The 24,374-nt window shown below is 71.2% G+C and carries 25 protein-coding genes and 1 pseudogene; 17 read left to right on the top strand and 9 right to left on the bottom strand.

Going from position 1 to position 24,374, the window contains the following annotated elements; genetic code table 11:
- Positions 1-71 precede the first annotated feature (71 nt).
- The 5 genes from ACFZBD_RS30830 to ccsB all read left to right on the top strand — a co-directional run bounded on the left by ACFZBD_RS30830 (position 72) and on the right by ccsB (position 5,659).
- On the top strand, positions 72-1,322 hold the full coding sequence (locus ACFZBD_RS30830; protein WP_391146154.1) for a hypothetical protein: 1,251 nt from the start codon (positions 72-74) through the stop codon (positions 1,320-1,322).
- A gap of 177 nt (positions 1,323-1,499) precedes the next feature.
- A complete protein-coding gene (locus ACFZBD_RS30825) occupies positions 1,500-2,105 on the top strand; it encodes a redoxin family protein (protein WP_391146018.1) in 606 nt (201 codons plus the stop codon).
- Positions 2,106-2,109: 4 nt separating this feature from the next.
- Positions 2,110-2,847: a cytochrome c biogenesis protein CcdA gene (locus ACFZBD_RS30820; RefSeq protein ID WP_391146016.1), complete on the top strand. Its 738-nt coding sequence runs from the start codon at positions 2,110-2,112 to the stop codon at positions 2,845-2,847.
- Between the two features lie 8 nt (positions 2,848-2,855).
- Positions 2,856-4,577, top strand: coding sequence for a cytochrome c biogenesis protein ResB (locus ACFZBD_RS30815; protein WP_391146015.1), 1,722 nt, complete (start codon positions 2,856-2,858; stop codon positions 4,575-4,577).
- Positions 4,574-5,659 carry a c-type cytochrome biogenesis protein CcsB gene (gene ccsB, locus ACFZBD_RS30810; RefSeq protein WP_391146011.1) on the top strand — a complete coding sequence of 362 codons (1,086 nt, stop codon included), beginning with the start codon at positions 4,574-4,576 and terminating at the stop codon, positions 5,657-5,659. The genes ACFZBD_RS30815 and ccsB overlap by 4 nt, the downstream gene beginning before the upstream one ends.
- Positions 5,660-5,712: 53 nt before the next feature.
- Here the strand turns inward: ccsB and ACFZBD_RS30805 are convergent, their stop codons facing one another.
- The 5 genes from ACFZBD_RS30805 to ACFZBD_RS30785 form a co-directional block, all read right to left on the bottom strand.
- Positions 5,713-7,251 carry a hypothetical protein gene (locus tag ACFZBD_RS30805; protein ID WP_391146008.1) on the bottom strand — a complete coding sequence of 513 codons (1,539 nt, stop codon included), beginning with the start codon at positions 7,249-7,251 and terminating at the stop codon, positions 5,713-5,715.
- Positions 7,252-7,258: 7 nt separating this feature from the next.
- Complete coding sequence (locus ACFZBD_RS30800; RefSeq protein WP_391146005.1) at positions 7,259-9,322, bottom strand: hypothetical protein; 2,064 nt, start codon at positions 9,320-9,322, stop codon at positions 7,259-7,261.
- A gap of 197 nt (positions 9,323-9,519) precedes the next feature.
- Positions 9,520-10,242: an NAD(P)H-dependent oxidoreductase gene (locus tag ACFZBD_RS30795; protein ID WP_391146003.1), complete on the bottom strand. Its 723-nt coding sequence runs from the start codon at positions 10,240-10,242 to the stop codon at positions 9,520-9,522.
- Positions 10,243-10,391: 149 nt separating this feature from the next.
- Positions 10,392-10,844, bottom strand: coding sequence for a deaminase (locus ACFZBD_RS30790; protein ID WP_391146000.1), 453 nt, complete (start codon positions 10,842-10,844; stop codon positions 10,392-10,394).
- Between the two features lie 30 nt (positions 10,845-10,874).
- Positions 10,875-11,138, bottom strand: coding sequence for a GntR family transcriptional regulator (locus tag ACFZBD_RS30785; RefSeq protein ID WP_391145997.1), 264 nt, complete (start codon positions 11,136-11,138; stop codon positions 10,875-10,877).
- A 163-nt stretch (positions 11,139-11,301) separates the two neighbouring features.
- On the opposite strand from ACFZBD_RS30785, the gene ACFZBD_RS30780 reads away from it, so the two are divergent.
- From ACFZBD_RS30780 to ACFZBD_RS30770, 3 genes are all read left to right on the top strand, one after another.
- Positions 11,302-11,655: a hypothetical protein gene (locus tag ACFZBD_RS30780; protein ID WP_391145994.1), complete on the top strand. Its 354-nt coding sequence runs from the start codon at positions 11,302-11,304 to the stop codon at positions 11,653-11,655.
- Positions 11,652-11,969, top strand: a complete 318-nt coding sequence (locus tag ACFZBD_RS30775) for a hypothetical protein (protein ID WP_391145992.1) — start codon at positions 11,652-11,654, stop codon at positions 11,967-11,969. Before ACFZBD_RS30780 ends, ACFZBD_RS30775 begins: the two co-directional genes overlap by 4 nt.
- 97 nt (positions 11,970-12,066) lie before the next feature.
- A complete protein-coding gene (locus ACFZBD_RS30770; protein WP_391145990.1) occupies positions 12,067-12,996 on the top strand; it encodes an EamA family transporter in 930 nt (309 codons plus the stop codon).
- Here ACFZBD_RS30770 and ACFZBD_RS30765 read toward each other — a convergent pair.
- Together ACFZBD_RS30765 and ACFZBD_RS30760 are read right to left on the bottom strand one after the other, a co-directional pair.
- On the bottom strand, positions 12,899-13,783 hold the full coding sequence (locus ACFZBD_RS30765) for a LysR substrate-binding domain-containing protein (protein WP_391145987.1): 885 nt from the start codon (positions 13,781-13,783) through the stop codon (positions 12,899-12,901). The genes ACFZBD_RS30770 and ACFZBD_RS30765 overlap by 98 nt on opposite strands.
- Before the next feature lies 1 nt (position 13,784).
- Positions 13,785-14,174 carry a PLDc N-terminal domain-containing protein gene (locus tag ACFZBD_RS30760; protein ID WP_391145984.1) on the bottom strand — a complete coding sequence of 130 codons (390 nt, stop codon included), beginning with the start codon at positions 14,172-14,174 and terminating at the stop codon, positions 13,785-13,787.
- Between the two features lie 89 nt (positions 14,175-14,263).
- Here ACFZBD_RS30760 and ACFZBD_RS30755 point away from each other — a divergent pair, with 89 nt between their 5' ends.
- Positions 14,264-15,721, top strand: a complete 1,458-nt coding sequence (locus tag ACFZBD_RS30755) for a menaquinone biosynthesis decarboxylase (RefSeq protein ID WP_391145981.1) — start codon at positions 14,264-14,266, stop codon at positions 15,719-15,721.
- Positions 15,718-16,620, top strand: coding sequence for a menaquinone biosynthesis prenyltransferase MqnP (gene mqnP, locus ACFZBD_RS30750; protein WP_391145979.1), 903 nt, complete (start codon positions 15,718-15,720; stop codon positions 16,618-16,620). Before ACFZBD_RS30755 ends, mqnP begins: the two co-directional genes overlap by 4 nt.
- Positions 16,621-16,638: 18 nt before the next feature.
- On the opposite strand, the gene ACFZBD_RS30745 is transcribed toward mqnP, so the two are convergent.
- Complete coding sequence (locus ACFZBD_RS30745) at positions 16,639-17,244, bottom strand: rhomboid family intramembrane serine protease (protein ID WP_391145977.1); 606 nt, start codon at positions 17,242-17,244, stop codon at positions 16,639-16,641.
- Between the two features lie 92 nt (positions 17,245-17,336).
- Between ACFZBD_RS30745 and ACFZBD_RS30740 the strand changes: the two genes are divergently transcribed.
- The 7 genes and pseudogenes from ACFZBD_RS30740 to ACFZBD_RS30710 all read left to right on the top strand — a co-directional run bounded on the left by ACFZBD_RS30740 (position 17,337) and on the right by ACFZBD_RS30710 (position 23,567).
- Positions 17,337-18,023 carry a UbiX family flavin prenyltransferase gene (locus ACFZBD_RS30740; protein ID WP_391145976.1) on the top strand — a complete coding sequence of 229 codons (687 nt, stop codon included), beginning with the start codon at positions 17,337-17,339 and terminating at the stop codon, positions 18,021-18,023.
- 191 nt (positions 18,024-18,214) lie between these two features.
- Entirely contained in the window at positions 18,215-18,670 is a 456-nt protein-coding gene (locus tag ACFZBD_RS30735) for an Lrp/AsnC ligand binding domain-containing protein (protein WP_391146152.1), read from the top strand.
- 141 nt (positions 18,671-18,811) lie between these two features.
- A complete protein-coding gene (gene mqnE / locus ACFZBD_RS30730) occupies positions 18,812-19,975 on the top strand; it encodes an aminofutalosine synthase MqnE (RefSeq protein ID WP_391145973.1) in 1,164 nt (387 codons plus the stop codon).
- A gap of 156 nt (positions 19,976-20,131) precedes the next feature.
- Positions 20,132-20,667 (top strand): annotated as a pseudogene (locus ACFZBD_RS30725) (GNAT family N-acetyltransferase).
- Positions 20,668-20,786: 119 nt separating this feature from the next.
- Positions 20,787-21,035: a DUF4229 domain-containing protein gene (locus tag ACFZBD_RS30720; RefSeq protein ID WP_391146150.1), complete on the top strand. Its 249-nt coding sequence runs from the start codon at positions 20,787-20,789 to the stop codon at positions 21,033-21,035.
- Between the two features lie 379 nt (positions 21,036-21,414).
- Positions 21,415-22,752: a cation:dicarboxylate symporter family transporter gene (locus ACFZBD_RS30715; RefSeq protein WP_391145971.1), complete on the top strand. Its 1,338-nt coding sequence runs from the start codon at positions 21,415-21,417 to the stop codon at positions 22,750-22,752.
- A 164-nt stretch (positions 22,753-22,916) separates the two neighbouring features.
- Positions 22,917-23,567 carry a TetR family transcriptional regulator gene (locus ACFZBD_RS30710; protein ID WP_391145969.1) on the top strand — a complete coding sequence of 217 codons (651 nt, stop codon included), beginning with the start codon at positions 22,917-22,919 and terminating at the stop codon, positions 23,565-23,567.
- A gap of 139 nt (positions 23,568-23,706) precedes the next feature.
- On the opposite strand, the gene ACFZBD_RS30705 is transcribed toward ACFZBD_RS30710, so the two are convergent.
- On the bottom strand, positions 23,707-24,366 hold the full coding sequence (locus ACFZBD_RS30705) for a pyridoxal 5'-phosphate synthase (protein WP_391145966.1): 660 nt from the start codon (positions 24,364-24,366) through the stop codon (positions 23,707-23,709).
- Positions 24,367-24,374: the final 8 nt, after the last annotated feature.

Below are 24,374 nucleotides of genomic sequence, written 5' to 3'. Positions count from 1 at the left end.
CCTCCCGGCATCTCACTGATTGTCGGTTTGGATGACCTTCGGGTCATACGTAAGCGCGAATGGGGAACGACATGCGCGGGATCACTCGAAGGGGACTTCTGGGGGCGGGCGTAGGGACCGCCGCGGCGATCGGGATCGCCGGGTGCAGCACCAACAATCCGGACAAAAGCGGAGGTTCTGCTCCCGGTAAGGGGGGCGACGCGTCGGGCGGACCGAGCAGCCCCGCCCCGACCGAGGACGACGTCAAGCTCATCGGTGACGGTTCCACCGCCGACACCGGCAAGCAGCCGCACCAGCCCGACGCCCCGGTACCCCTCCAGCCCGGCCAGACCCCGCCGCAGTTCGTGATCTTCTCCTGGGACGGCGCGGGCGAGGTCGGCAACGGGCTCTTCCCGCGCTTCCTCGAACTCGCGAAGAACCACGACGCGGCGATGACCTTCTTCCTCTCCGGGATCTACCTCCTGCCCGAGTCGAAGAAGCACCTCTACCGCCCCCCGAACAACCGCGTCGGCGCCTCCGACATCGGCTATCTCACGGACGACCACATCAAGGACACCCTCAAGCACGTCCGCCAGGCGTGGCTCGACGGGCACGAGATAGGCACGCACTTCAACGGCCACTTCTGCGGCGGCTCCGGCTCCGTCGGCAACTGGACCCCGGCGCAGTGGCAGAACGAGATCGACCAGGCGATGAAGTTCGTCACCGAGTGGAAGACGAACAGCGGCTGGACCGACCTCGACCCGCTGCCCTTCGACTACTCCAAGGAGCTCGTCGGCGGCCGCACCCCCTGCCTCCTCGGCCAGGACAAGCTGCTGCCCACCGCCAAGCGCCTCGGCTGGCGCTACGACGCCAGCTCGCCCGGCGGCCGCCAGATGTGGCCGGCCAAGCGGCAGGGCGTCTGGGACCTCCCGCTTCAGGCCGTGCCGTTCCCCGGCCACTCCTTCGAGGTCCTCTCCATGGACTACAACATGCTGGCCAACCAGTCGAAGAACTCCACCAAGGGCATGCCCTCGCGCTACCCGGGCTGGCGCAAGCAGGCCGCCGGGGCCTACCTCGCCGGGTTCAAGCGGGCGTACGAGTCCAACCGGGCGCCGTTCTTCATCGGCAACCACTTCGAGCAGTGGAACGGCGGCATCTACATGGACGCCGTCGAAGAGGCGCTCAAGGGGATGGCGGGGAAGAAGGACGTCCGGCTGGTCTCCTTCCGGCAGTTCACGGACTGGCTGGACGTGCAGGACCCCAAGATCCTCGCCAAGCTCCGGACGCTGGAGGTCGGACAGGCGCCGGCGGGCGGCTGGAACACCTTCCTCCGCCCCGCCTGACACCCGGGCCAGGGCCCCGCCCGACGGCTCCCGGCCGGCCCCCACCCGACTCCCAGCGGGCCCCCACCCGGCCCCCCTCCCGTCCCGGCCGGGTGTTTAGGAAACCTTGACAAGCGGCTTTCCGGGCACGTAGGGGGGCGCCCAAGATCTCCCAAACGTCCATGCGAAACTTTTCACATGAGCCTTGACCGTGCCCCTCGACGCACCCTGCTCGCCGTCGGAACGCTGTCGGCCGCCCTCGCTCTGTCGGCCTGCGGCTCGTCCACCAACGGCACCTCCGGTGGCGGCGGTGACACCAACTTCGTCACCAACACGGGCGGTATCTCCACCGTCGCCAAGGGCGAGCGCACGGCCCCCCACACGATCGCCGGCGAGACGATCGAGGGCGAGCGGCTCGACGTCGCCGACCTCAAGGGCAAGGTCGTGGTGCTCAACGTCTGGGGCTCGTGGTGCGGCCCCTGCCGCGCCGAGGCGTCCCACTTCACGAAGGTCGCCAACGACCTCAAGCCCAAGGGCGTGGAGTTCGTCGGCCTGAACACCCGTGACTTCAACAAGCAGCAGGCGATCACCTTCGAGGAGGACTACGAGGTTCCGTACCCGAGCCTCTACGACCCCTCCGGCAAGCTGATCCTCGGCGGGTTCCCCAAGGGCACGCTGAACCCGCAGGCCATTCCGTCCACCGTCGTGCTCGACAAGGACGGCAAGATCGCCGCCCGCTCGCTCATGGCACTCGACGAGAAGAAGCTGCGCTCGATGATCGAGCCGCTTCTCGCGGAGAAGTGATCCGGTGAACGAGACGGTCTTCAGCGGAGCCCTGCTGCTGGCTCTGCCCATCGCCGTGCTCGGCGGCCTGGTCTCCTTCTTCTCGCCCTGCGTCCTGCCGCTCGTGCCGGGCTACCTCTCGTACGTGACCGGCGTCACCGGCACCGACCTGGCCGAGGCCCGGCGCGGCCGGATGGCCCTGGGGGCCTCCCTCTTCGTCCTCGGTTTCTCCGCCGTCTTCGTCTCCGGCGGCGCGCTCTTCGGCTACTTCGGTTGGACCCTCCAGGAGCACCGGGACGTCCTCGGCAAGGTCCTCGGCGTCCTCATGATCCTCATGGGCGTCTTCTTCATGGGTCTGATGCCGTGGGCGACCCAGCGAGAGTTCCGCATCCACCGGAAGCCCGCCGCGGGCCTGGTCGGCGCGCCGCTGCTCGGCGCGCTCTTCGGCATCGGCTGGGCGCCCTGCATCGGCCCGACGCTCGCCGCCGTCAACGCGCTCGCGACCGAGCAGGCCAGCGCCGGCCGCGGGGCGCTGCTGACCTTCGCGTACTGCGTGGGTCTCGGCCTGCCCTTCATCCTGGCGGCGGTCGCCTTCCGCAAGGCGCTCGGGGCGTTCGGGTGGGTCAAGAAGCACTACGCGTGGGTGATGAGGATCGGCGGCGGCATGATGATCCTGACCGGGCTGCTCATGCTCACAGGCGTGTGGGACAGCATGGTGTCCACGATGCAGGGCTGGTCCAACGGCTTCACGGTGGGGATCTGAGAGTTCCGATGAGCAAGACCGAAACCGAAACACACGATCTCGGCGAGGCCGGAGCGCAGCTCTCCACCGCCCCCAGGGAGGAGACCGCCGTCAGCGGCCCCGCCCTCGGGGTGGTCGGCTGGATCCGCTGGTTCTGGCGGCAGCTGACGTCCATGCGGGTCGCGCTGATCCTGCTCTTCCTGCTCTCCCTCGGCGCCGTCCCCGGCTCCCTCATCCCGCAGAACAGCGCGGACGAGCTGAAGGTGCGGACCTTCAAGGAGGCCCACCCGACCCTGGCGCCGGTCTACGAGAAGCTGCAGTTCTTCGACGTCTACAGCTCGGTGTGGTTCTCGGCGATCTACATACTGCTGTTCGTCTCCCTCATCGGCTGCATCGTGCCCCGCACCTGGCAGTTCGTCGGCCAGCTCCGCGGCCGCCCGCCGCGCGCGCCCAGGCGCCTCGACCGGCTGCCCGCGTACACGACGTGGCGGACGGAGACCGAGCCCGAGCAGGTCCGCGAGGCGGCCCTCTCGATGCTGAAGGGACGCCGGTTCCGTTCCCACACCGCCGGGGACGCCGTCGCCGCCGAGAAGGGCTATCTGCGCGAGACCGGGAACCTCCTCTTCCACATCGCGCTGATCGTGATGCTCGTCGCCTTCGCCTGGGGCCAGCTGTTCAAGTCCGAGGGCGGCAAGCTCATCGTCGAGGGCGACGGCTTCTCCAACACGCTCACGCAGTACGACGACTTCAAGCGCGGCTCCCTCTACGACACCGACGACCTGGCGCCGTTCGGCTTCCAGCTGGACCGCTTCACCGGTACGTACGAGAAGAACGGCCCGCAGCGCGGCACCCCGCGCACCTTCGAGGCGGCCGTCACCTACGCGGAGGCCGGCGGCCCGGACAAGAAGGCGGTCATCCGGGTCAACGAGCCGCTGGAGGTCGGCGGCTCGAAGGTCTATCTGATCTCCCACGGCTACGCGCCCGTCGTCACCGTCAAGGACGGCCGGGGCAAGGTCGTCTTCCACGGCGCCGTCCCGCTGCTGCCGTTCGACAACAACATCACCTCCACCGGCGCGATCAAGGTGATGGACGGCTACCGCGACAAGAACGGCAAGAAGGAGCAGCTGGGCTTCCAGGCCTTCTTCGTGCCGACCTTCGCGGGCGCCGGCAAGGGCGACATGTTCTCGCAGTTCCCCGCGCTGGACTTCCCGGTCATGGCGCTCACCGGCTTCCACGGCGATCTGCGCGTGAACTCCGGGCTGCCGCAGAACGTGTACCAGCTCGACAAGTCCAAGATGACCCAGTTCAAGGACCCGCACGGGAACAAGCTCGCGCAGCGCATGCTGCCGGGCGAGACCATGACGCTGCCCGACGGCGCCGGCTCGATCACCTTCGAGAAGGAGATCAAGGAGTGGGCGAGCTTCCAGGTCTCCCAGCAGCCCGGCAACGGCCTCGCCCTCGCGGGCGCGATCGCCGCGATCGCCGGACTCTCCGGGTCGCTGTTCATCCAGCGCCGCCGGGTCTGGGTCCGGGCCGTCCGGGGGAAGGACGGCGTCACCGTCGTCGAGATGGCGGGCCTCGGCCGGAGCGAGTCCGCGAAGCTCCCCGAGGAGCTGGCCGACCTCGCCGCCACCCTGCACGCCCAGGCGCCGACCGCCCCCGCCGCGCCGGACGGCGACCTTGGGGCGCGCACGGAAGAACCCGCGGAAGAACCTGCCGACGTACCTGCCGAAGGGGCTGAGACCAAGTGATGCTCGCCGCCGAGACCAACGAGAGCCTGGCGCAGATGAGCAACACGCTCATCTACTCCTCGATGGCCGTCTACACCCTGGCCTTCCTGGCCCACATCGCCGAGTGGGTGTTCGGCAGCCGCAGCAAGGTGGGCCGGACGGCCGCCGCGCTGACCCGGCCCGCGGCGGTGACCACCGCCGCCCCGGCGGTCACCGTGCGCGGCGCGGCCGGATCCACCGCCGTCCTGGACAAGCCGACGGTCGTCACCCGCTCCGCCTCCGGCGCCCGTGACGTCCCCGACGGCCCCGGCGCGGCCGGAGGCACCGTCAAGGGCGATCTGTACGGCCGTATCGCCGTCTCGCTGACCGTCCTCGCGTTCCTGGTCGAGGCGGCGGGCGTGGTCTCCCGCGCCCTCGCCGTGCAGCGCGCCCCCTGGGGCAACATGTACGAGTTCTCCACCACCTTCTCCACGGTGGCGGTCGGCGCGTACCTCGGCTTCCTGGTCGCGAAGAAGAACGTCCGGTGGATCGGTCTGCCGCTGGTGACGACGGTCCTGCTCGACCTGGGCCTGGCCACCACGTGGCTGTACACCGACAGCGACCAGCTCGTCCCGGCGCTCGACTCCTACTGGCTGTGGATCCACGTCTCCACCGCCATCTTCTGCGGCGCCGTCTTCTACCTCGGCGCGGTCGCCACCCTGCTCTACCTCTTCCGTGACTCCTACGAGAACAAGCTCGTGACCGGCGGCAAGCCGGGCGCCTTCGCCCGGTCCGTGATGGAGCGGCTGCCGTCGGCGGCCTCCCTGGACAAGTTCTCCTACCGGGTCAACGCGGCGATCTTCCCGCTGTGGACCTTCACGATCATCGCGGGCGCGATCTGGGCCGGTGACGCGTGGGGCCGGTATTGGGGCTGGGACGCCAAGGAGGTCTGGTCCTTCATCACCTGGGTCGGCTACGCGGCGTACCTCCACGCGCGCGCGACGGCGGGCTGGAAGGGCCGCAAGGCCGCGTACATCGCGCTGATCGCCTTCGGCTGCTTCCTCTTCAACTACTACGGCGTCAACATCTTCGTGAGCAGCAAGCACTCGTACGCCGGAGTCTGAGCCGAGCCGAGGGCCCGCCCGCCGGGCGGGCCCTCACTCATGCGCGCGGACGGTCATCCCCTGCGCGGCGGAAGGCAGTCGTCCGTCGGCGGGCGGCCCTCCGGCCAGGCGATCTGGACGAACCTCTGGGTGCCGTCCGGGGCGAGTTCGACGATCGGGACCGCCTTGTTGAACGGGTTGCCGAAGTTGTCCAGGCAGATCCAGCCGCTCGCGCCCTCGACCCGGAGGGACCCCTTCACCTGGGGCCACTGGGTGACCACGTCCGCCAGGGCCGGGTACTGCCTGCCCTGCGGGGTCGCCTGCCGGATCGCGTGGACCGCCGTCGCCATCGCGTCGTACGAGACGATCGCCTGCCCGTCGGCGAGCGGCACCGGCGTCTTCGACACCCGGGCGAGGTCCGCGAGGAACGTCCCGTACGCCGCCGTCCCGCCGCCCGTCCGGGGCACCGGCCGGCCCGCCGCCGGCTTCCAGGCGTCCGGGTGGGCGAGCGCGGCGTAGCGGACGGTCAGCTTCGCCTTCAGCGCGGCCTTGTTCAGACGGACGTCGGCGCCGAGGTAGGAGCCCTCGTCGCCGGTCAGGACGGTGAAGGCGCGTTCGGCGCAGCCCCGGGCCCCCAGCGCGTTGATGAACTGCCGCAGCTGGGTGTGGCGGCCCGCGAAGAAGACGGTCTCCGCCCGCGTGTCGCAGATGAGGTGGGTGATCTGCCGGAAGGTGTTCGCCGTCGTGCCCTCCTCCGTCGGGTCGGCCGGGGAGGTGAAGAGCTGCGGCTCGTACGGCGCGCCCTTGAGCGAGGCCGTGAACGCCGCCTTGAGCGTGTCGGTGTAGTGGTCGCCGGTGCGGGTGTCCTGGACGAGCAGGGCCTTCGACGCCTCCACCCGGCCGAAGTGCGCCAGCGCCTTCGCCTCGTCGCCGTTGGTGGGGGAGACCCTGGCGAGGCCGGGGTAGCGGTTGTTGCCCGGGCCGGGGCCGTTGGCGATGTCGTCGGCGGTGATGGTGGTGCCGACGACGGCGATCCCGGCACTGGTCAGGGCGCCCACCGCCAGCCGTACCTCGGTGGAGCTGGTGGCGACGCCGGAGACGGCGCGCAGCCGGTCCGGGGCGGCCGTCATCGTCTTCAGCCGCTCCACGGTGGTGCTCCAGTGGGCGTTGCCCTTGCCGGTGTTGGCGAGGACGAGACGGATCTTGGGCGTCTCGCTGTTGGACTCGTGGTTGGCGCGGTACTGCCGGGCGAGGGCGCCGAGCACCTCGTGCCGGACCTTCACCCGCATCCCGGTGTCGGTGGACGTCAGCGGCAGGAGCAGGGCGACCGTGGCGTACTCGCCCTCCTTGAGGGTGGCGTTCTCCCGGCTGACGGCGCGAGCCACGTCCGTCAGGGAGGGGACGCCGAAGTCGTATCCGGAGCCGTTGACGCCGATGCACTCCGTACTGCCCGCGGGCCGTTCGACGCCCGGGGCGCAGGAACGGTCCTCCGGGGTGGTCACGCGGTTCACGGCGTACCCGATGAGGGCGCCGACGACCGCGAGGGCGACCAGCGAGGTGAGGAGCTTCTGACGGGTGGTGTAGAAGACGCGGTAGCGCAGCCGGTTGGCCATGGGAACCTCAGCCTCCGTTCTCCGCGCCCGGCGGGAGCGAAAGGCTCCGCCAGGCACGGATGTCTCGCGGCCAGTGGGTGGCCGCGTCCCACAGCGGTCTGTTGCCCGTGCGGTGGCGCCCGGAGAGCTGGCGCAGCTCGTGCGCCAGCTTGTCGGTCACCTCGTCGTCGGGCAGGGCGAGCGGGTCGGTCAGCAACCAGGCGGCGTGCAGCAACCGCCGGACGCAGAGGTGGAGTTCGGTGCGCTCGTCGTCGAGCCCCGCGGGCAGCCGCTCGGCCGGCTCCTGGCCGAGGGCGATCGCGCGGCGCGGATCGGGTCCGGCGCGGTGCTGCTCGCGCGGGTACGGCGCCGAGGCGATGAACCGCAGGCGCCCCAGCCAGCCCACCACGTCCGGCTCGGGGAAGGTGGAGCGCAGATGGGCCACGGCCTCCTCGGTGCGGCCGAGCGCCAGCTCCTGGTGCAGCCGGTACGGGTCCGGTTCGGGGCCGTAGTGCCGGTGCAGGGTCTCGTGGACCGCCCGCCATGCGGCGTAGGCGGGGTGGTCGGCGTCGTGGAAGCGCAGCCGGTGCAGCAGCAGCGCCCGCAGCAGCGGATCGGCGACGAAGTGGTCGGGGCTCTCCGGCCAGTCCTCGGCGCGCAGCCGGTCGCGCACGCGCAGCGCCATGTCCCCGTCGAGGGACTCGCCGCGCAACCGGGTCCGGGCCAGGAGCCGCGCCGACTCCTCGTCGTGGGCGGCGGCGAGGACGGTGAAGGGGCCGAGGTTGCGGCCGGGCAGCAGCTCGGCGAGGAGGGTGGGGGCGACCGGCACCGGAGGGGCGTCCTCGCGCAGTTCCACGGTGAGGTCGAGCAGGGCGCCCGGGGTCAGCGAGGACGCCAGCCGGGCGGGTGCCTCGCCGGCCGCGCGGCCGAGCAGGGCCACGCCGAGGGGCCGGCCGCCGGTCAGCCGGTGGACGCCCCGGGCCAGTTCGGCGGGCGTCCGGCCGGCCGGGTCGAAGCGGTCGAAGGCGCTCTGTGTCTGGGCGGCGCTCAGCGGGGTCAGCTCGACGGCGAGGATGCCCGAGGTGACATCCGTGCCGCGCGGGCAGGGCGCGCGGTGGGCGGTCTCGGGGAGCCGCACGCGGGTGGCGTGCCGGACGCCCTCGTGGTCGCGGACCCGGGAGGCGGCGATGACCACGACGTGGTCCCTGCGGCCGGCGGCGCGGGCGCGCAGAATCGGTTCGACCAGGCGGCGGCCGAGCGGCTCGTGCGCGTTGTCGAGGAGGAGGACGGGCCGGCCGCGGCGGGTGCCGAGGCGGGTGAGGCCGGTGTAGGCGCGGCACAGGTCCTCGATGAGGGCGCCGACGAGGAAGTCCTCGGCCTCGCCGCGGCGCCGGCCGCCCTGTTCGAAGTCGACGGCGAGCTGTTGGAGCCCGGCCTTGCCCCGTCCGCCGGCGTTGCGGTAACTGCCGTACCAGCTCTCGGACTTCTGCTGGAAGCGGCCGAAGACCTCTTCCAGGACGGTCTCGACGGTCGCCTCGGCGAGGAGTCCGGCCATCGGCGCGGTCGCCTCGGCGAAGTTGGCGGCGAGCTTGGTGAGGACCTTGCTGACCCAGGTGGACGCGGTGCCCTTCGCGGCGTCGACGGTCGCCAGGACCGGGCCGAGCCGCTGCAGATCGCGCCGGGCCCGCTCGTCGTCCTCCTGCGACCAGCTGATGGAGGCGACGGCGACCAGGCCGAGCGAGAGGCGCGGGAACTGCACGGGCTTGGCGGCGTGCACCCTTGGCGCCAGCTGTACGGCCAGCTCGGCGAGGGCCCCGGTGAGCGGGTTCCAGCCGGGGCCGTGGTCGGCGGGGCGGTCGATGTGCGCGCAGTCCAGGAGGGCGAGTGGTGTCGCTCCCCGGTAGGCGTTGCGCACCTGTTTGAGCAGGGCCGTCTTGCCCATGCCCCGGCTGCCGGTGAAGACGGTGACCGGCGGGTCGTCGCCGTGTTCGTAGGCGACCCGCTCGAAGGTCTCGGGCGCCAGCCCGGTCAGCCGGGCCGCCAGCCCGGCCGGGTGCAGAACCGCTTCCCTGCCGTACAGCTCTCTGTCCACCGCGCCCCCGCATCCCCACCAGACGTGCCCCGTCACATCCCAAGTCCAGGGTATCGACAGGTTGTTGGCAAAGCGTCAGGCTTTTCGACACTGTTGTGCGGGTGTTGTCGTCCTGTGGCGAACGTGTCGCTCTCCACGGGGTGTCGGGCGGGACGCCGTGGGGGAAGCGGGGGCGGCCGGGACGGGTGGGGCGGGGGTCAGACTCCGGCGGTCTCCCGCTCGTACGGGAAGACGGCGAGGGGGGTCTCGCCCTGGAAGAAGGTCTCGGCGCGGAGCATCGCCTCCTCGTCGGCGCGCACCCGGCCGGGGCGGGAGCCGGTTCCGGCCAGGACTCCGCCGAAGCGCATCCGCAGGTAGGCCGCCGAGAAGCGCAGGGTGGTCGTCAGGCCGTCGGTGACGACGTGCTCGTCGTGCGCCATGGCCGTCACGCCCCACAGGGTCCGGCCCGCCATCCGCTCCGCGAAGTCCGAGCCGGGCACGTTCAGCCAGCCCGACCAGTAGTCGAGGTAGCGCTTGGTCTGCGCGGAGACGGTGTACCAGTACAGGGGCGAGGCGATGACGATGTCGGTGGCCTCCAGCGTGGCCTGCCTCAGCAGCTCCTCGTCCCCCTCGGAGGGCCACCCGGTGGTCTCGTGCCGCCCGTCCTGGAAGTCGGGGAGCGACAACCGGTTCAGGTCCACCCAGCGCTGCGGGGTGCCGGGGGGCAGATGCGCGGCGGCGGCGCGGGCGAGGATCTCGGTGTTGCCGTCGGAGCGTGAGCTGCCGAGGACGAAGAGGAACGAGCGGCCCGGCGCGGCGGAGGGGGCGCCGGTCGTGGCGCCGGTCGGGGCGGGCGTGGTCGTGGGCCGCGGCGCGTCGGTCGTGGGCTTCGCGCCGGTCGTGACGGAGATCGTTGCTGTGGCAGGCGTGTCCGTGGTCATGTCCGCTCCGGGCTCGGACCCCCGGCCGCCGGCGGACTGGTCGCCCGGCCGCCACCGGGGGAATCGGTGGGTGCCACGCTTCCAACCTCCCTGTGGCCAGGGCTATTCCGCCGGACGGGCGGAGCCGGGCCGGTGCCGGACGGCGCGTCTCACTCGTGGCCGATGTCCTCGTTCCACAGCTCCGGACGGGCGGCGATGAACTCCCGCATGAGAGCGACGCACTCCGGATCGTCGAGCACGAGGACCTCGACCCCGTGCTCCTCCAGCCACTCGTGACCACCGTGGAAGGTCCGGGCCTCACCGACGACCACCCGGGAGATCCCGAACTGCCGGACGAGCCCGGAGCAGTACCAGCAGGGGGAGAGGGTCGTCACCATCGTCGTCCCCCAGTACGAACGCTGCCGGCCGGCCGCCCGGAAGGCGGCGGTCTCCCCGTGCGCGGAGGGGTCCCCGTCCTGCACCCGCCGGTTGCGCCCACGCCCGAGCAGCGTCCCGTCGGCGCCGTAGAGCGCGGCCCCGATGGGAACCCCGCCCTCGCCCCGCCCGGCCCGCGCCTCACCGAGGGCGGTGCCGAGCCATTGCCGCGCGAGTTCCAGGTCCACGGGGGGATCTTTCCCGGTGGGGTGGGGGTGTCACCCGTCGGCGGGCGAGTGGTTTTTTCCAGGGGTGGGCAGGACGTAGGAGCCCTTGCCCGGCACGGTGACGATCAGTCCGCGTTCGCGCAGCTCCCGCATCGCGCGGCGGGCGGTCAGTACGGCGATGCCGTACTCCTCGGAGAGGCGGCCGGGCGTGGGGATCATCCGGTCCGGGGCGAATTCCCCGGAGGTGATCTTCGCTGCGATCACATCGGCCAGTTGCGTGTAGAGCGGGCGTGCCGACTGCGGATCAAGGCTCATCGTTCCACAGTAGATAGTCGTACAAATACACGATGGGGTGGCTCTAGCTACACAGTGATGCATCACTGTGCATCACGCGTCTACGTTTGGGCGGACGCAAGACCCCGGCGACCGCTGGAACGGTCCCGGGGCATGGCCACCAACTGACACAGGAGTTGATGACGTGCGGAACCCTATCGCGCGCGTGCTGGGCCGGGCCTGGGTCCCGGTCGTCCTCTGGCTGCTCATGCTGGCGCTGCCCCCCACCGGCAGGCACCGCCCTTGCCCCCGCCCCCTTCTCCGCGCCGCCGCGCTGCCGCCCCCTCCGGCACCACGCCATCGCGCCGCGCCCGCCCGCCGCTCTCCCTACGCCCGGGAGCAGGCGACGCTCCTCGACGGCGCACGCTCGCCGCTGGAGCGCCCTTACCTGCCGGGGGCCGCCGCACGCGCGCAGCGCAGGCGCCGACGGGCGTTGTGGCTGGCCACGGTCGGTGTGGACGTCGACCAGCGGAACATCCACGCCGGGAGCGCCGGATGAGCCGCTGCGGTATCCGGCGGTCCGTGTTCGCGGTGGGGGAGGTGGTGCGGCCGGTGTGGGCCGGTGCGGTCTGCGTCCTCGACGCGGGACACGACGGCCAGCACCGCGACCGCGCGGGCGACGGCTGGTGGGCGCTGAGCGCGTCCCTTACGACCCGGGCCCTCGCGGCTGATCCCGAGCCGGAGTTCCGCTCCCCGCGCTGCGTCGTCGGCCGCCACGACCGCTGCCGGGACGGCGTGCCGCGCGAGACGGACGTACCGGGAGTGCGCCACCTCCCGTGCGACTGCCCGTGCCATCCGGCGCCCCCTACGTGACGCCCCGCACGGCTCATCGGCTCCGCCGATGCCCCCATCGGCAGGACGCCCCACTGGCCCGTGGACCGCCCCCGTCCCCCTTCGTAGCGTCATGGGCATGCGAAACGAAACCAGGGGAACCCTCGAACTCACCCTCGCCATGGTGCTCTCCGGCACCCTCGGCATCTTCGTCGTCGAGTCCGGGGCCTCGCCCTTCGACGTGGTGTTCTTCCGGTGCCTCTTCGGGGCGGTCGCCCTCGGGGCGTACAGCCTGGCACGCGGGTACTTCACCGGGCACGGCCTCACCCCGAGGACCTTCGGGCTCGCCGCCCTCGGCGGGGTCTTCATCGTCTTCAACTGGGTGTTCCTCTTCGAGGCGTACGAGGCCACCTCGATCTCCTTCGCCACCGTCGTCTACCACACCCAGCCGTTCTTCCTGGTGGTCCTCGGCGCCGTGCTGTTCCGGGAGCGGATCACCGCCGGCAAGGTCGGCTGGCTCGCCGTCGCGTTCGTGGGGCTGGTCCTCGTCTCCGGGATACGCCCCGGGGACACCGCCTCCCTCAAGGGCCTCGGGCTCGCCCTCGCCGCCGCCGTGCTCTACGCGCTGTCGACGATCGTCACCAAGCGGATCACCGGGGTCCGGCCCCACCTGATCGCCCTGATCCAGGTCCTGGTCGGCCTTCCCCTGCTGCTGCCCTTCGCCGACTTCGGCGCCGCCTCCCGGCTCGGCGGCGGCTGGGGCTGGCTCGTCGGCCTCGGGCTGATCCACACCGGCCTGATGTACGTCCTGATGTACGCGGCCTACCAGAAGCTGCCCACCGCCAAGATCGCCGTGCTCGCCTTCACCTACCCGGCCGTCGCGATGGTCGCCGACTGGGCGGTGTACGGGCACCACATCGGCCTCGTCCAGGCGCTCGGCGTCCCGCTGATCGTCCTCGCCAGCCTCAAGGTCACCCTCGCTGTTCGGACACCAGCCGCCGCGCCTGCTCCACGAACAGCCGCACATGCGCCGGAAGCCGCTTCCCCCGCCGCCACGCGATCTGCGTGAACAGCGTGAACGGCGGCTCCCAGTCCAGCGCCACCAGCGCCCCGGACGCCAGCTCCTCGGAGACGGCGACCCGGGGCAGCAGGGCGATCCCCAGGCCCGCCGCCACCCCCCGCTTGGTCGCCTCGATCGTGCCGAACTCCATGAACGGCGGCGCCCACTGCCGCAGCTCCTCCTCGAAGAGGTCGCGGTACGGGCAGCCCGGCTCCGTGCCGACCAGCCGCGCCGCCGCGAGATCCGCGCCGGTCAGCCCCGCCCGCCCGGCCAGCGGACTGCCAGGCGCGGCCACCAGCACCAGCGGCTCCGCCGCGAGGACCTCGCTCTCCAGGCCCGCGTGGGCGGTCTCCGGCTCCATGAGGAAACCGATGTCGTACGTCCCCTGGCGCAGCGCCTGCCGGGTCTCGTCGCCGAGCGTCGGGCGCAGGGTCAGCCGCACCCGCGGATAGCGGTGGTGGAAGAGCTCCAGGAGCGGCGGCAGACGGTAGGAGGTCAGCGACTCCATCGTGCCGACGGCGATCGTCCCCGACGGCTCGTCGGCCGCCACGACCGCCGCCCGCGCCTCCTCGGAGAGCTCCAGCATCCGGCGGGCGTACGGCAGCAGCCGCTCGCCCGCCTCGGTGAGCCGGATCCGGCTGCCCAGCCGCTCGAACAACTCCACCCCGAGGGAGTCCTCCAGGGAGCGGATCTGGCCGGTCACGCTGGACTGGGCGTACGTCAGCTCGGAGGCGGCGCGGGTGAAGGAGAGGACCGTCGCGACCTTCTCGAAGGTGGCCAGGAGCCGCAACTCCATGTCAGGACTTCTCGCCCTCGTCACCCTGCTCGCGCTTGCGCAGCTCCTCCTCGCGGCGGCGCAGGTCCGCCTCCCAGTCCTTGAGGACGGCCTCGTCCTTCTGGTTCTCCTCGCGGAGGGAGGCGAGGAAGTCGGGGTTGTCGTCGGGGGCGACCCACTCCGAGCGGTGCTCGCGGTGCCACTCGGAGGGCGTCCGGCCTCCGGCGCGGGCACGGCGCGTCTTGCCGGCGGCGAACCAGACGATCGGTCCGACGATCCAGAACAGCAGGATGATGATGACCCAGACGACCTTGGGCAGGTGCTTGGCCTCGTCCTCGGGGGTGTTGAGGCAGTCGATGAAGGCGTAGATCGTCAGCGCCAGCGGCAGGATGTACATCAGTGCCCTGAGCATGTGGGACAGCCCCCTGGAAGCAATGGCGGGGCCCGTTTCGACGGCCCCGGTGACGAGCCCAGCCTAGCCGGTGGCGGATACTGACCCCTATGGCTTACGACGATCTCCGCTCGCTGCTCAGGGCCCTGGAACGCGAAGGCGACCTCAAGCGCATCAAGGCCGAAGTCGACCCGTACCTGGAGGTCGGGGAGATCGTCGACCGGGTGAACAAGGCGGGAGGCCCGGCGCTCCTCTTCGAGAACGTCAAGGGCTCCGCCATGCCGCTCGCGATGAACGTCTTCGGCACGGACCGGCGGCTCCTGAAGTCGCTCGGTCTGAAGTCGTACGCCGAGATCGGCGAGAAGATCGGCGGGCTGCTCAAGCCCGAGCTGCCGCACGGCTTCGTCGGTGTCCGGGAGGCCTTCGGCAAGCTGGGCTCGATGGTCCACGTACCGCCGAAGAAGGTGAAGTCCGACCAGGCCCCCGTCCAGGAGGTCGTCCTCACCGGCGACGACGTCGACCTGGACGCGCTGCCCGCGCTCTTCACCTGGCCCAAGGACGGCGGGTCCTTCTTCAACCTCGGCCTCACGCACACCAAGCACCCCGAGACCGGCGTGCGCAACCTCGGTCTCTACCGCCTCCAGCGGCACGACAAGCGCACCATCGGCATGCACTGGCAGATCCACAAGGACAGCCGCAACCACTACGCGGTGGCCGCCGAGCGCGGCGAGCGGCTGCCGGTCGCCATCGCCTTCGGCTGCCCGCCGGCCGTGACGTACGCCTCGACGGCGCCGCTGCCCGGCGACATCGACGAGTACCTCTTCGCCGGCTTCGTGCAGGGCAAGCGGATCGAGATGGTCGACTGCAAGACGGTCCCGCTCCAGGTCCCGGCGCACGCCGAGGTCGTCGTCGAGGGCTGGCTGGAGCCGGGCGAGATGCTGCCGGAGGGCCCCTTCGGCGACCACACCGGCTTCTACACGCCGCAGGAGCCCTTCCCGGCGCTGAAGATCGACTGCGTGACGATGCGGAAGCGCCCGCTGCTCCAGTCGATCGTGGTCGGCCGGCCGCCGACCGAGGACGGGCCGCTGGGGCGGGCGACGGAGCGTTTCTTCCTCCCCCTGCTCAAGATCATCGTGCCGGACATCGTCGACTACCACCTGCCGGAGTCGGGCGGCTTCCACAACTGCGCGATCATCTCGATCGACAAGAAGTACCCGAAGCACGCGCAGAAGGTCATGCACGCCATCTGGGGCGCGCACATGATGTCGCTGACCAAGCTCATCGTCGTCGTGGACAAGGACTGCGACGTCCACGACCTGCACGAGGTGTCCTGGCGCGCGCTCGGCAACACCGACTACGCCCGCGACCTCACCGTCGTGGAGGGCCCGGTGGACCACCTCGACCACGCCTCCTACCAGCAGTTCTGGGGTGGCAAGGCCGGCATCGACGCGACCAGGAAGCTCCCCGAGGAGGGCTACACCCGCGACGGCGGCTGGCCGGACATGGTCGAGTCCGACCCGGCGACGGCGGCCCTCGTGGACCGGCGCTGGAAGGAGTACGGCCTGTGACCGGCGCCGCCGCCGCCGTCCCGGCCCCCGGACGCACGAAGGCCTTCCTCCGGCTGGTGATGATCGAGCACTCGGTCTTCGCGCTGCCCTTCGCGTACATCGCCTCCCTCACGGCGATGTTCCGGCTGGACCGGAGCGTCCACTGGGTCACGCTGCTGCTCGTCACCGTCTGCATGGTGGGTCTGCGGACCTTCGCGATGGCCTGCAACCGGATCATCGACCGGGAGATCGACGCCCGGAACCCGCGTACGGCCGGCCGGGAACTGGTCACCGGAGCCGTCTCCGTGCGCTCCGCGTGGACCGGCGCGGGGATCGCCGTCGTCGTCTTCCTCGGGTCGGCGGCGCTGCTCAACCCGCTCTGCCTGGCGCTCGCGCCGCTCGCCGTCGTGCCGATGGTGATCTATCCGTACGGGAAGCGGTTCACGGACTTCCCGCACGCGATCCTGGGACTCGCCCAGGCCATGGGGCCGATCGGAGCCTGGATCGCGGTGACCGGGGAGTGGTCCTGGGACGCGGTCGTCCTCGGCCTCGCGGTCGGGGTCTGGATCGGCGGCTTCGACCTGATCTTCGCCTGCCAGGACGTCCAGGCCGACCGCGCCCACGGCGTGAAGTCGGTCCCGGCGCGCTTCGGTATCCCGGCGGCGCTCTGGGGGGCGCGGGGTTCGGCGGTCGTGACGACGGGGCTGCTCGTCTGGTACGCGCTGCTCACACAGGCGGGGCTGTTCTTCTGGGCGGGCCTGGTGATCGTGGTGGTGGCGTTCTGCTACGAGCACACGATCGTGAAGCCGCACGACCTGTCCCGGCTGAACCGGGCCTTCTTCACCACGAACGGCTTCATCGGGATCTCGCTCTTCGTGTGCGCGCTGCTCGACCTGATGGTGCGCGGCCTGACGGTCTAGGGCCTCGGGGGCCGAGCCTCAGGGGGTGAGGGCCGGGCTGCGGTCGGCCGGGCGGAAGAGGAAGGCCGCGCCCACGCCGGCCACCAGGCCGACGAGGTGGGCCTGCCAGCTCACCGCGCTGTCGCTGGGCAGCACGCCGAGGAGCATGGTGCCGCCCCAGATCGCGGCGATCGTCACGCCCACGGCGATGCCGAGGATCCTGCGCTCCACGAAGCCCCGGATCACCAGATAGCCGAAGAGGCCGAAGACGAGGCCCGAGGCGCCCGCCGTGATGGAGTCCGTCGGGGAGAGCAGCCAGACGCCCAGGCCGTCGGCGACGACGATCAGGGCGCAGACGGCGAGGAAGCGGCGGATGCCGCCGAGGGCGGCGAAGAAGCCGAAGACCAGCAGCGGCACGCTGTTGGAGGCGACGTGGTCGAAGCCGAAGTGCAGGAACGGGGCGGTGATGATCCCGCCGAGCCCGTCGGGGTCACGGGCGACGATGCCGTACGCGTCGAGGGCGTGGCCGGTGGCGTGGTCGACGGCTTCGAGCAGCCAGAGGGCGGCCACCCAGACGAGCATCATCTTGCCGGCGGCCTTGCCCCGGTCGGCGGAGGTCCAGCGACGGGTGTGCGGGTCGGTCATCGCAGCCCCCCTGCGGTCGTGCGCTTCCCCCCGGAAACGTCCGGGCCACCTTACTCAGTTCCGTGCCGGGCGGGCCGGATAGGCTCGTGGGTGTGGAGCCGGTAGAGGAACAGCAGCGTCGTCCCTGGGTGGTGGGGGTGTCCGGCGCGTCGGGGACCCCGTACGCCGCCGCCGTGCTGAGGGGGCTGCTCGCAGCGGGGGAGAGCGTCGACCTGGTCGTGTCGCGGGCGTCGCGGCTGACGCTGCTCGACGAGACGGGGATCGCGTTCCGGGACGCGCACTGGCGCGAGGACCTGGCGACGTGGCTGGCCCGGGGCGCCGACGGCAAGCCGGACACCTTCGCGGGGGACGCGCTCGACCTGGGCGACGTCCGGTACTGGGCGGCCGGGGACCTGGCCGCCGGCCCCTCGTCGGGGTCGTATCCGGCGAAGGGCATGCTCATCGTCCCGGCCTCGACCGCCTCGGTCGCGGGCGTGGCCCTGGGCCTCTCCAAGGACCTGCTGCAGCGGACGGCGAGCGTGACGCTCAAGGAGCGGCGGCCGCTGGTGGTGGCCGTACGGGAGACCCCGCTGAGCGGGCAGACGCTCAAGGCCCTGGTCGCGCTGGACGAGGCGGGCGCCGTGGTGCTGCCCGCGTCCCCGGCGTTCTACGCGGGGGCCACGCACATCCAGGACCTGGTGGACTTCGTCGCCGGGCGGGTCCTCGACGCGGCGGGGGTGCCCCACCGGCTGTACCGCCGCTGGGAGGGAGAGCTCGGAGGGGCCTCCCGCCCCGACTAGCCCCCGGCCGGCCGGAGCCCGCCGCCCCGCCGCCACCCGCTCCCGCCCGCTCGCGCTTCGGCGCTCTTCCTTACGCTTCGTCACGGGTGAAAGATCGCCACGCTTGAAAGATCGCAGGGTGATACATCCTGTGTACCTTAGATTTCATACTTAACTCGCGGTATCGCTGGACAATGGAAGGCTTCATACTCATGGACGCCGTGGACAGGCAGCTCATCCAGGCTCTGCGCGAGAACGGCAGGGCTTCGTACGCCGAGCTCGGCCGGCTCGTCGGGCTCTCCGGCCCCTCCGTCACCGACCGCATCAACCGTCTCGAGGCGGCCGGCGTCATCACCGGTTACCGCGCCACCGTCGACGCCGCCTCGCTCGGCCTCGGCGTCACCGCCCTCATTGGCATCTCCCTCTCCGACGCCGCCGACCACGAGGACGTGGCGCGCCGGCTGAAGGACCTCGCCGAGATCGAGGACTGCTGGTTCATCGCCGGCGACGACTCCTACATGCTCAAGGTGCGGGTCAACGACGTCGACGGCCTGGAGAAGACGATCCGCCGCCTCTCCGGCACCAAGGGCGTCTCCCGGACCCGTACGACGATCGTCCTCTCCACCAAGTGGGAGAACCGGGTCGGAGACCTCCCCGAGGAGGAGTGACACCGGGCCCGCCGTGGCCGGGCGACGCGGAGCTTCCCGGGGGAGCGACACGGAGCCTCCATGGGGGTCACCTCGGCCGGAGGGCGGGGGAGTACGGTGGTGGAGCCTGTTTGACGATTGATACATGGGAGGCGGCCGTTCATGGACGCTGGGCTCAAGCGCGAGCTGGAGGAGAAGGTCCGCGCCGGTGAGCGGCTGAGCCGTGAGGACGGGATCGCCCTCTACGACTCCGACGACCTGGCCTGGCTCGGCGGCCTGGCGCACGAGGTCCGGACCCGTAAGAACGGCGACGTCGTCCACTTCAACGTCAACCGCCACCTCAACATGACCAACGTGTGCACCGCGTCCTGCGCGTACTGCTCGTTCCAGCGCAAGCCGGGCGAGAAGGACGCGTACACGATGCGCATCGAGGAGGCCGTCCGCCTCGCCAAGGCGATGGAGGGCGAGAACCTCACCGAGCTGCACATCGTCAACGGGCTCCACCCCAACCTCCCCTGGCGCTACTACCCGCGCTCGCTCTCCGAGCTGAAGAAGGCGCTGCCGGACGTCTCGCTCAAGGCGTTCACCGCCACCGAGATCCACCACTTCGAGACGATCTCCGGCATGTCCGCCTCGGACATCCTCGACGAGCTGATCGAGGCCGGCCTGGAGTCCCTGACCGGCGGCGGCGCGGAGATCTTCGACTGGGAGGTCCGGCAGCACATCGTGGACCACCGCACCCACTGGGAGGACTGGTCCCGGATCCACCGCCTCGCGCACGAGAAGGGCCTCAAGACCCCCTCGACGATGCTGTACGGGCACATCGAGGAGCCCCGTCACCGCGTCGACCACGTGCTGCGGCTGCGGGAACTCCAGGACGAGACCGGCGGCTTCCAGGTCTTCATCCCGCTGCGCTACCAGCACGACTTCGTGGACATGCAGGACGGCAAGGTCCGCAACAAGCTCCAGGCGCGCACGACCATGGCGACCGGCGCCGAGGCCCTGAAGACCTTCGCGGTCTCCCGGCTCCTCTTCGACAACGTGCCGCACGTCAAGGTCTTCTGGGTGATGCACGGCGTCCAGACCGCCCAACTGGCGCTCCAGCACGGCGCGGACGACATGGACGGCTCGGTCGTCGAGTACAAGATCACGCACGACGCCGACAACTACGGCACGCCGAACAAGCTCACCCGCGACGATCTGCTCGAACTGATCCGGGACGCCGGTTTCCGGCCGGTGGAGCGGAACACGCGGTACGAGATCATCCGCGAGTACCCGGGTCCGGACGCCGGGCTCCGGGAGTCGCCGCAGCCGATGCGGGTCTGACGCGCGGCCGGGGGCGGCGGGCGGGGGGCGGGTCCTTCGGAGCCGCCCGGGCGGCCGGGGCGGGTCCTGTGGATCCGCCCGGGTGGCCCTGCGCCTCTGCCCGGGCGGGTCCCGCGGCTCTTGAGCGAGCCGGGAGGTAATGGCTAATCTTTTTCCATGCCCCTTACCTATGAGCTGGATCCCCGGTCACCCCCGCCCTGCGGGACGGCATCCTGCGCCTGTGGGCGGACGTCTCCAACGCGGGCGGCGCCGTCGGCTTCGTGCCGCCGGTCACGCCCGACGAGGTGCGGCCCCAGCTGGTCAAGCACCTGGTCGCCATGGCCGAGGGGCGGATGCGGGTCGTCGTCGGCTTCGAGCGGGACGGCACCGTCGCCGCCACCGCCTTCGTCGCGTACAACACCCACCGGCTGATGAAGCACTGGGTCTGGCTCTACACCGTCATGGTCCACCCCTCCCACCAGGGCAAGGGATACGGCCGCGACCTCATGGCGGCCGCCGAACGCGAGGTCCGCGGCTTCGACGGGATCGACGCCATCCGGCTCTCCTGCCGCGGCGGCACCGGCGTCGAGCACTTCTACGCCTCCTGCGGCTACAAGGAGGTCGGACGGGTGCCCGGCGCGATCCGCGTGGCCGACGGCGACGACCGCGACGACATCCTCATGCTGCTCCCGCTGGACCCCGCCATTTCGTAGCGTGCTTCACTAGTCGGGCAATCCAGCGCTCCGGGCACTCCCGTGCAGCCGGGCAAGCAGAGAAAGGGGCCGTCGTGTCCGAGAACGGGACGGGTGCCGCCACCTTCCGCTACACCCTCATGCGGCTCGGCGTCTTCGCCGGCTGCTTCCTCGCCCTCTGGGGCCTGGTCTACCTCGGCGTCCTGCCGCGCGGCCTCGGCGACTCCAACCTCCTCTGGGTCCTCGCCCTCTCCGTCGTGATCTCCGCGCCGCTCAGCTTCGTGCTGCTGCGCCGGCAGCGGGACGCGATGTCGGCGCAGATCGTCGCCAAGGTCGACCGCGCCAAGGGGCGCCTGGAGGCGAACCGGTCGCAGGAGGACGCGGCGTAACGAGCCCCCGCCGGCCGCACGGCCCGCCGTAGGTTCCTCACAGCACCACACGAGCACACCCCGATCGAGAGCTTCGAAGGCTCCTGATCGGGGTGTTCTTCGTTTCCCAGGCCCGAGCCGGGGTCCTACCCCCAAAGAAGTGCTTTGAGGTTCTCAAAGTTCAAGTGTTAACGTGTTCGGCATGAAGACCGCAGTGCGCCTCCCCGATGCCGTGAGCGTCCCGCTCGTGGCGCGCCTGCATGTCGATCTGTGCCGCTGTATGTCCGCGGTCTGTTGCCGCGAGCTCTGACCCCGGCATCATGCAGCGGTACCGCCCGAGCGCGTGTGTACCGCACCCCCGTCCCCGTATTACCCCGATACGCACCTGTGGAGTGTGTCTGTGTCCGCGTCCGCGACCACGTCCGAGACGAAGTCCCCGTCCCGCATACCCAAGGTCCCCTTCTGGGCCCAGATCGTCGCCGGTCTCGTCCTCGGCGTCCTGCTCGGCTGGCTCGCCCGCAGCCAGGACATCAGCTGGCTCAAGGAGACCCTCGGCCAGGTCGGCGACATCTTCGTCCAGCTCCTGAAGCTGGCCGTCGCCCCGCTCGTCTTCTTCGCGATCCTGGTGTCGATCACCAACCTGCGCAAGGTCAACAACGCCGCCCGGCTGGCGGCCCAGACCCTCGTCTGGTTCATGATCACCTCGCTGATCGCGGTCGCCATCGGCCTCGCCATCGGCCTGCTCACCAACCCCGGCGCCGGCACCGGCCTCACCCCGCAGGACGGCAAGCTGCCGAAGCGCGAGGGCACCTGGATCGACTTCCTGACCGGGATCGTCCCCACCGACGTCATCACCCCGTTCACCGAGCTCAACGTCCTGCAGATCGTCTTCATGGCCGCCGTCGCCGGCATCGCCGCACTGAAGCTCGGCGACCGGGCCCAGCCGATCCTGAACCTCTCCGAGTCCGTCCTGGAGCTGCTGCAGAAGGCCCTCTGGTGGGTCATCCGCCTCGCCCCCATCGGCACCGTCGGCCTCATCGGCTTCGCCATCGCCGACTACGGCTGGGAGCTGATCGGCAAGTACGCGACCTTCACCGCCGACGTCTACATCGGCTGCGCCCTGGTCCTCTTCGGCGTCTACCCGCTGCTGCTCGCCACGGTCGCCAAGGTCAACCCGATCCAGTTCTTCAAGGGCGCCTGGCCGGCCATCCAGCTGGCCTTCGTCTCCCGCTCCTCGGTCGGCACCATGCCGGTCACCCAGAAGGTCACCGAGCGCCTCGGCGTCCCGAAGGAGTACGCCTCCTTCGCCGTCCCGTTCGGCGCCACCACCAAGATGGACGGCTGCGCCGCGATCTACCCGGCGCTCGCCGCGATCTTCATCGCGCAGATCTTCGACGTTCAGCTCGGCATCCAGGACTACCTCCTGATCGCCTTCGTCTCGGTCGTCGGCTCCGCGGCCACCGCGGGCCTCACCGGCGCGACGGTCATGCTGACGCTGACCCTCTCGACCCTGGGCCTCCCGCTGGAGGGCGTCGGCCTGCTGATGGCGATCGACCCGATCCTGGACATGATGAGGACGGCTACGAACGTCGCAGGCCAGGCGCTGGTTCCCGTCGTGGTCGCCGCCCGGGAGAAGATCCTGGACGTCGAGAAGTACAACGCGGCCACCTCGTCCCCGGTGGACGAGCCCGAGTCCCGCGAGACCGACCGGAAGGTCCCGGTCCCGGTCACGGCCTGACCGTTTCCGCAGTGCGATGCCCGTGCCCCTCGGGGGTGCGGGCATCGCGGCGTTCCGGGACCCGTTCCGAAAAGCCCGCCTCTCCTCGCCCGCACCCGGCCGGCGCGAGGAGACGTAGGCTCTACCCCGCGAGTCAGCCAGCCGGGGGTGGAAGGATGTCCGACGTGGGTGCCACGAAGGCGAAGCGGCTGCCGCGCGCCGTGCGTGAGCGGCAGATGATGGACGCTGCCGTGCAGACGTTCGGGCAGCGGGGGTACCAGGCGGCGTCCATGGACGACATCGCCGAGCTGGCCGGGGTCTCCAAGCCGCTCGTCTATCTGTATCTGAACTCCAAGGAAGACCTCTTTACCGCCTGCATCCGGCGCGAGGCACAGGCGTTGCTGGAGGCCGTGGCCGGTGCGGTCGATCCGGAGCTGACGGCCGAGGAGCAGTTGTGGGCCGGGCTGCTCGCCTTCTTCACGCACACCGCCGAGCACCCCTACGGCTGGGCGGTGCTGAACCGGCAGGCGCGCACCCAGGGGGAGCCGTTCGCCGGGGAGGCGGCGCGGATGCGGGGGGAGATCGTGGCGTACGTCGGGACGCTGATCGGGGCCGCGGCGCGGGAGACGCACCGCGAGACGCACCGCGACCCGGAGTTGGCCGAGCGGGACGTGGCCGGGCTCGCGCAGGCGCTCGCCGGTGCGGCGGAGTCGCTGGCCGGGTGGGTCAACGAGACGTCCGGGATGACGGCCAGGGAGGCGGCGACCACGCTGATGAACTTCTCCTGGGCGGGCCTCGGCAACCTCATGAAGAACGAGCGCTGGTCTCCGCGTTGAGCCCGGCGGAGCGGGTCGGGTGCGGGCGCTCGCCGGTGCCGGGTCGGCACGGCGCCACGCCCGGTGAGGCGGGGGCGCCGGTGCTCCCTCGCACCATGAGCGGCACGGGGTGGATCTCGTCCGTGCGCCCCGCTCCGGGTCACGGCCAGAGCAGTTCGCGGACCCAGGCCGCGCCCTCCCGGCGGTAGCGCAGGCGGACGTGCCGTCGCCGGACGTCGCCCTGGAAGAACTCGGCCTCGGTCGGGTCGAGGACGTACCGCGTCCAGGTCTTCGCCTCGGCCTCCGGCTCGGCGCTCGCCCGCTCCCAGGCGGCGGCGCTCGCCTCCGCGAGGGTGTCCAGGGAGGGCAGGACCTCGCTCTGCCTGCCGACCAGGGCGGAGGCGAGGGCGCCGGTGGTGCGGGCGTGGAGGGAGGCGTACGCCTCCTCCGGCGTCCCGGTCGTCACCCGGCCGCGCAGCCGGACCTGGCGGCCGAGCTTCGGCCAGTAGAAGAGGAGCGCGGCCTCGGGGCGGGCGGCGAGCTGGCGGCCCTTGGCGCTGGTGACGTGCGAGGCGAAGTGCCAGCCCCGTGCGTCGGCGTCGTGCAGCATGACGATCCGGACGTCGGGCCGGCCGGCCGTGTCGACGGTGGCCAGGGACATCGTCTGCGGCTCGACGGCGCCGGCGTCGGCGGCCTCGACGAACCAGTGGTGGAAGAGGTCCAGGGGGGCGTCGGGGGCGGCCTCGGGGTCAAAGGCGGGCAGCTCGGTGTCCCAGACACGAAGAGACCGCAGGGCCTCGTGGAAACGCGCATCGTTCATGGCGTTCA

Source organism: Streptomyces sp. NPDC008121 (assembly GCF_042957155.1).
GTDB lineage: Bacteria > Actinomycetota > Actinomycetes > Streptomycetales > Streptomycetaceae > Streptomyces.
The sequence above is the reverse complement of the archived record's forward strand: the minus strand, read 5'-3'. Positions and strand labels throughout refer to the sequence as shown.

What these genes read in the sequence shown, in the direction of transcription:
- ACFZBD_RS30830 (WP_391146154.1), top strand. Translation starts at nt 72, where the DNA reads ATGCGCGGGATCACTCGAAGGGGACTTCTGGGGGCGGGCGTAGGGACC.
- ACFZBD_RS30825 (WP_391146018.1), top strand. Translation starts at nt 1,500, where the DNA reads ATGAGCCTTGACCGTGCCCCTCGACGCACCCTGCTCGCCGTCGGAACG.
- ACFZBD_RS30815 (WP_391146015.1), top strand. Translation starts at nt 2,856, where the DNA reads ATGAGCAAGACCGAAACCGAAACACACGATCTCGGCGAGGCCGGAGCG.
- ACFZBD_RS30805 (WP_391146008.1), bottom strand. Translation starts at nt 7,251, where the DNA reads ATGGCCAACCGGCTGCGCTACCGCGTCTTCTACACCACCCGTCAGAAG.
- ACFZBD_RS30795 (WP_391146003.1), bottom strand. Translation starts at nt 10,242, where the DNA reads ATGACCACGGACACGCCTGCCACAGCAACGATCTCCGTCACGACCGGC.
- ACFZBD_RS30785 (WP_391145997.1), bottom strand. Translation starts at nt 11,138, where the DNA reads ATGAGCCTTGATCCGCAGTCGGCACGCCCGCTCTACACGCAACTGGCC.
- ACFZBD_RS30775 (WP_391145992.1), top strand. Translation starts at nt 11,652, where the DNA reads ATGAGCCGCTGCGGTATCCGGCGGTCCGTGTTCGCGGTGGGGGAGGTG.
- ACFZBD_RS30770 (WP_391145990.1), top strand. Translation starts at nt 12,067, where the DNA reads ATGCGAAACGAAACCAGGGGAACCCTCGAACTCACCCTCGCCATGGTG.
- ACFZBD_RS30765 (WP_391145987.1), bottom strand. Translation starts at nt 13,783, where the DNA reads ATGGAGTTGCGGCTCCTGGCCACCTTCGAGAAGGTCGCGACGGTCCTC.
- ACFZBD_RS30760 (WP_391145984.1), bottom strand. Translation starts at nt 14,174, where the DNA reads ATGCTCAGGGCACTGATGTACATCCTGCCGCTGGCGCTGACGATCTAC.
- ACFZBD_RS30755 (WP_391145981.1), top strand. Translation starts at nt 14,264, where the DNA reads ATGGCTTACGACGATCTCCGCTCGCTGCTCAGGGCCCTGGAACGCGAA.
- ACFZBD_RS30745 (WP_391145977.1), bottom strand. Translation starts at nt 17,244, where the DNA reads ATGACCGACCCGCACACCCGTCGCTGGACCTCCGCCGACCGGGGCAAG.
- ACFZBD_RS30735 (WP_391146152.1), top strand. Translation starts at nt 18,215, where the DNA reads ATGGACGCCGTGGACAGGCAGCTCATCCAGGCTCTGCGCGAGAACGGC.
- mqnE (WP_391145973.1), top strand. Translation starts at nt 18,812, where the DNA reads ATGGACGCTGGGCTCAAGCGCGAGCTGGAGGAGAAGGTCCGCGCCGGT.
- ACFZBD_RS30720 (WP_391146150.1), top strand. Translation starts at nt 20,787, where the DNA reads ATGCGGCTCGGCGTCTTCGCCGGCTGCTTCCTCGCCCTCTGGGGCCTG.
- ACFZBD_RS30705 (WP_391145966.1), bottom strand. Translation starts at nt 24,366, where the DNA reads ATGAACGATGCGCGTTTCCACGAGGCCCTGCGGTCTCTTCGTGTCTGG.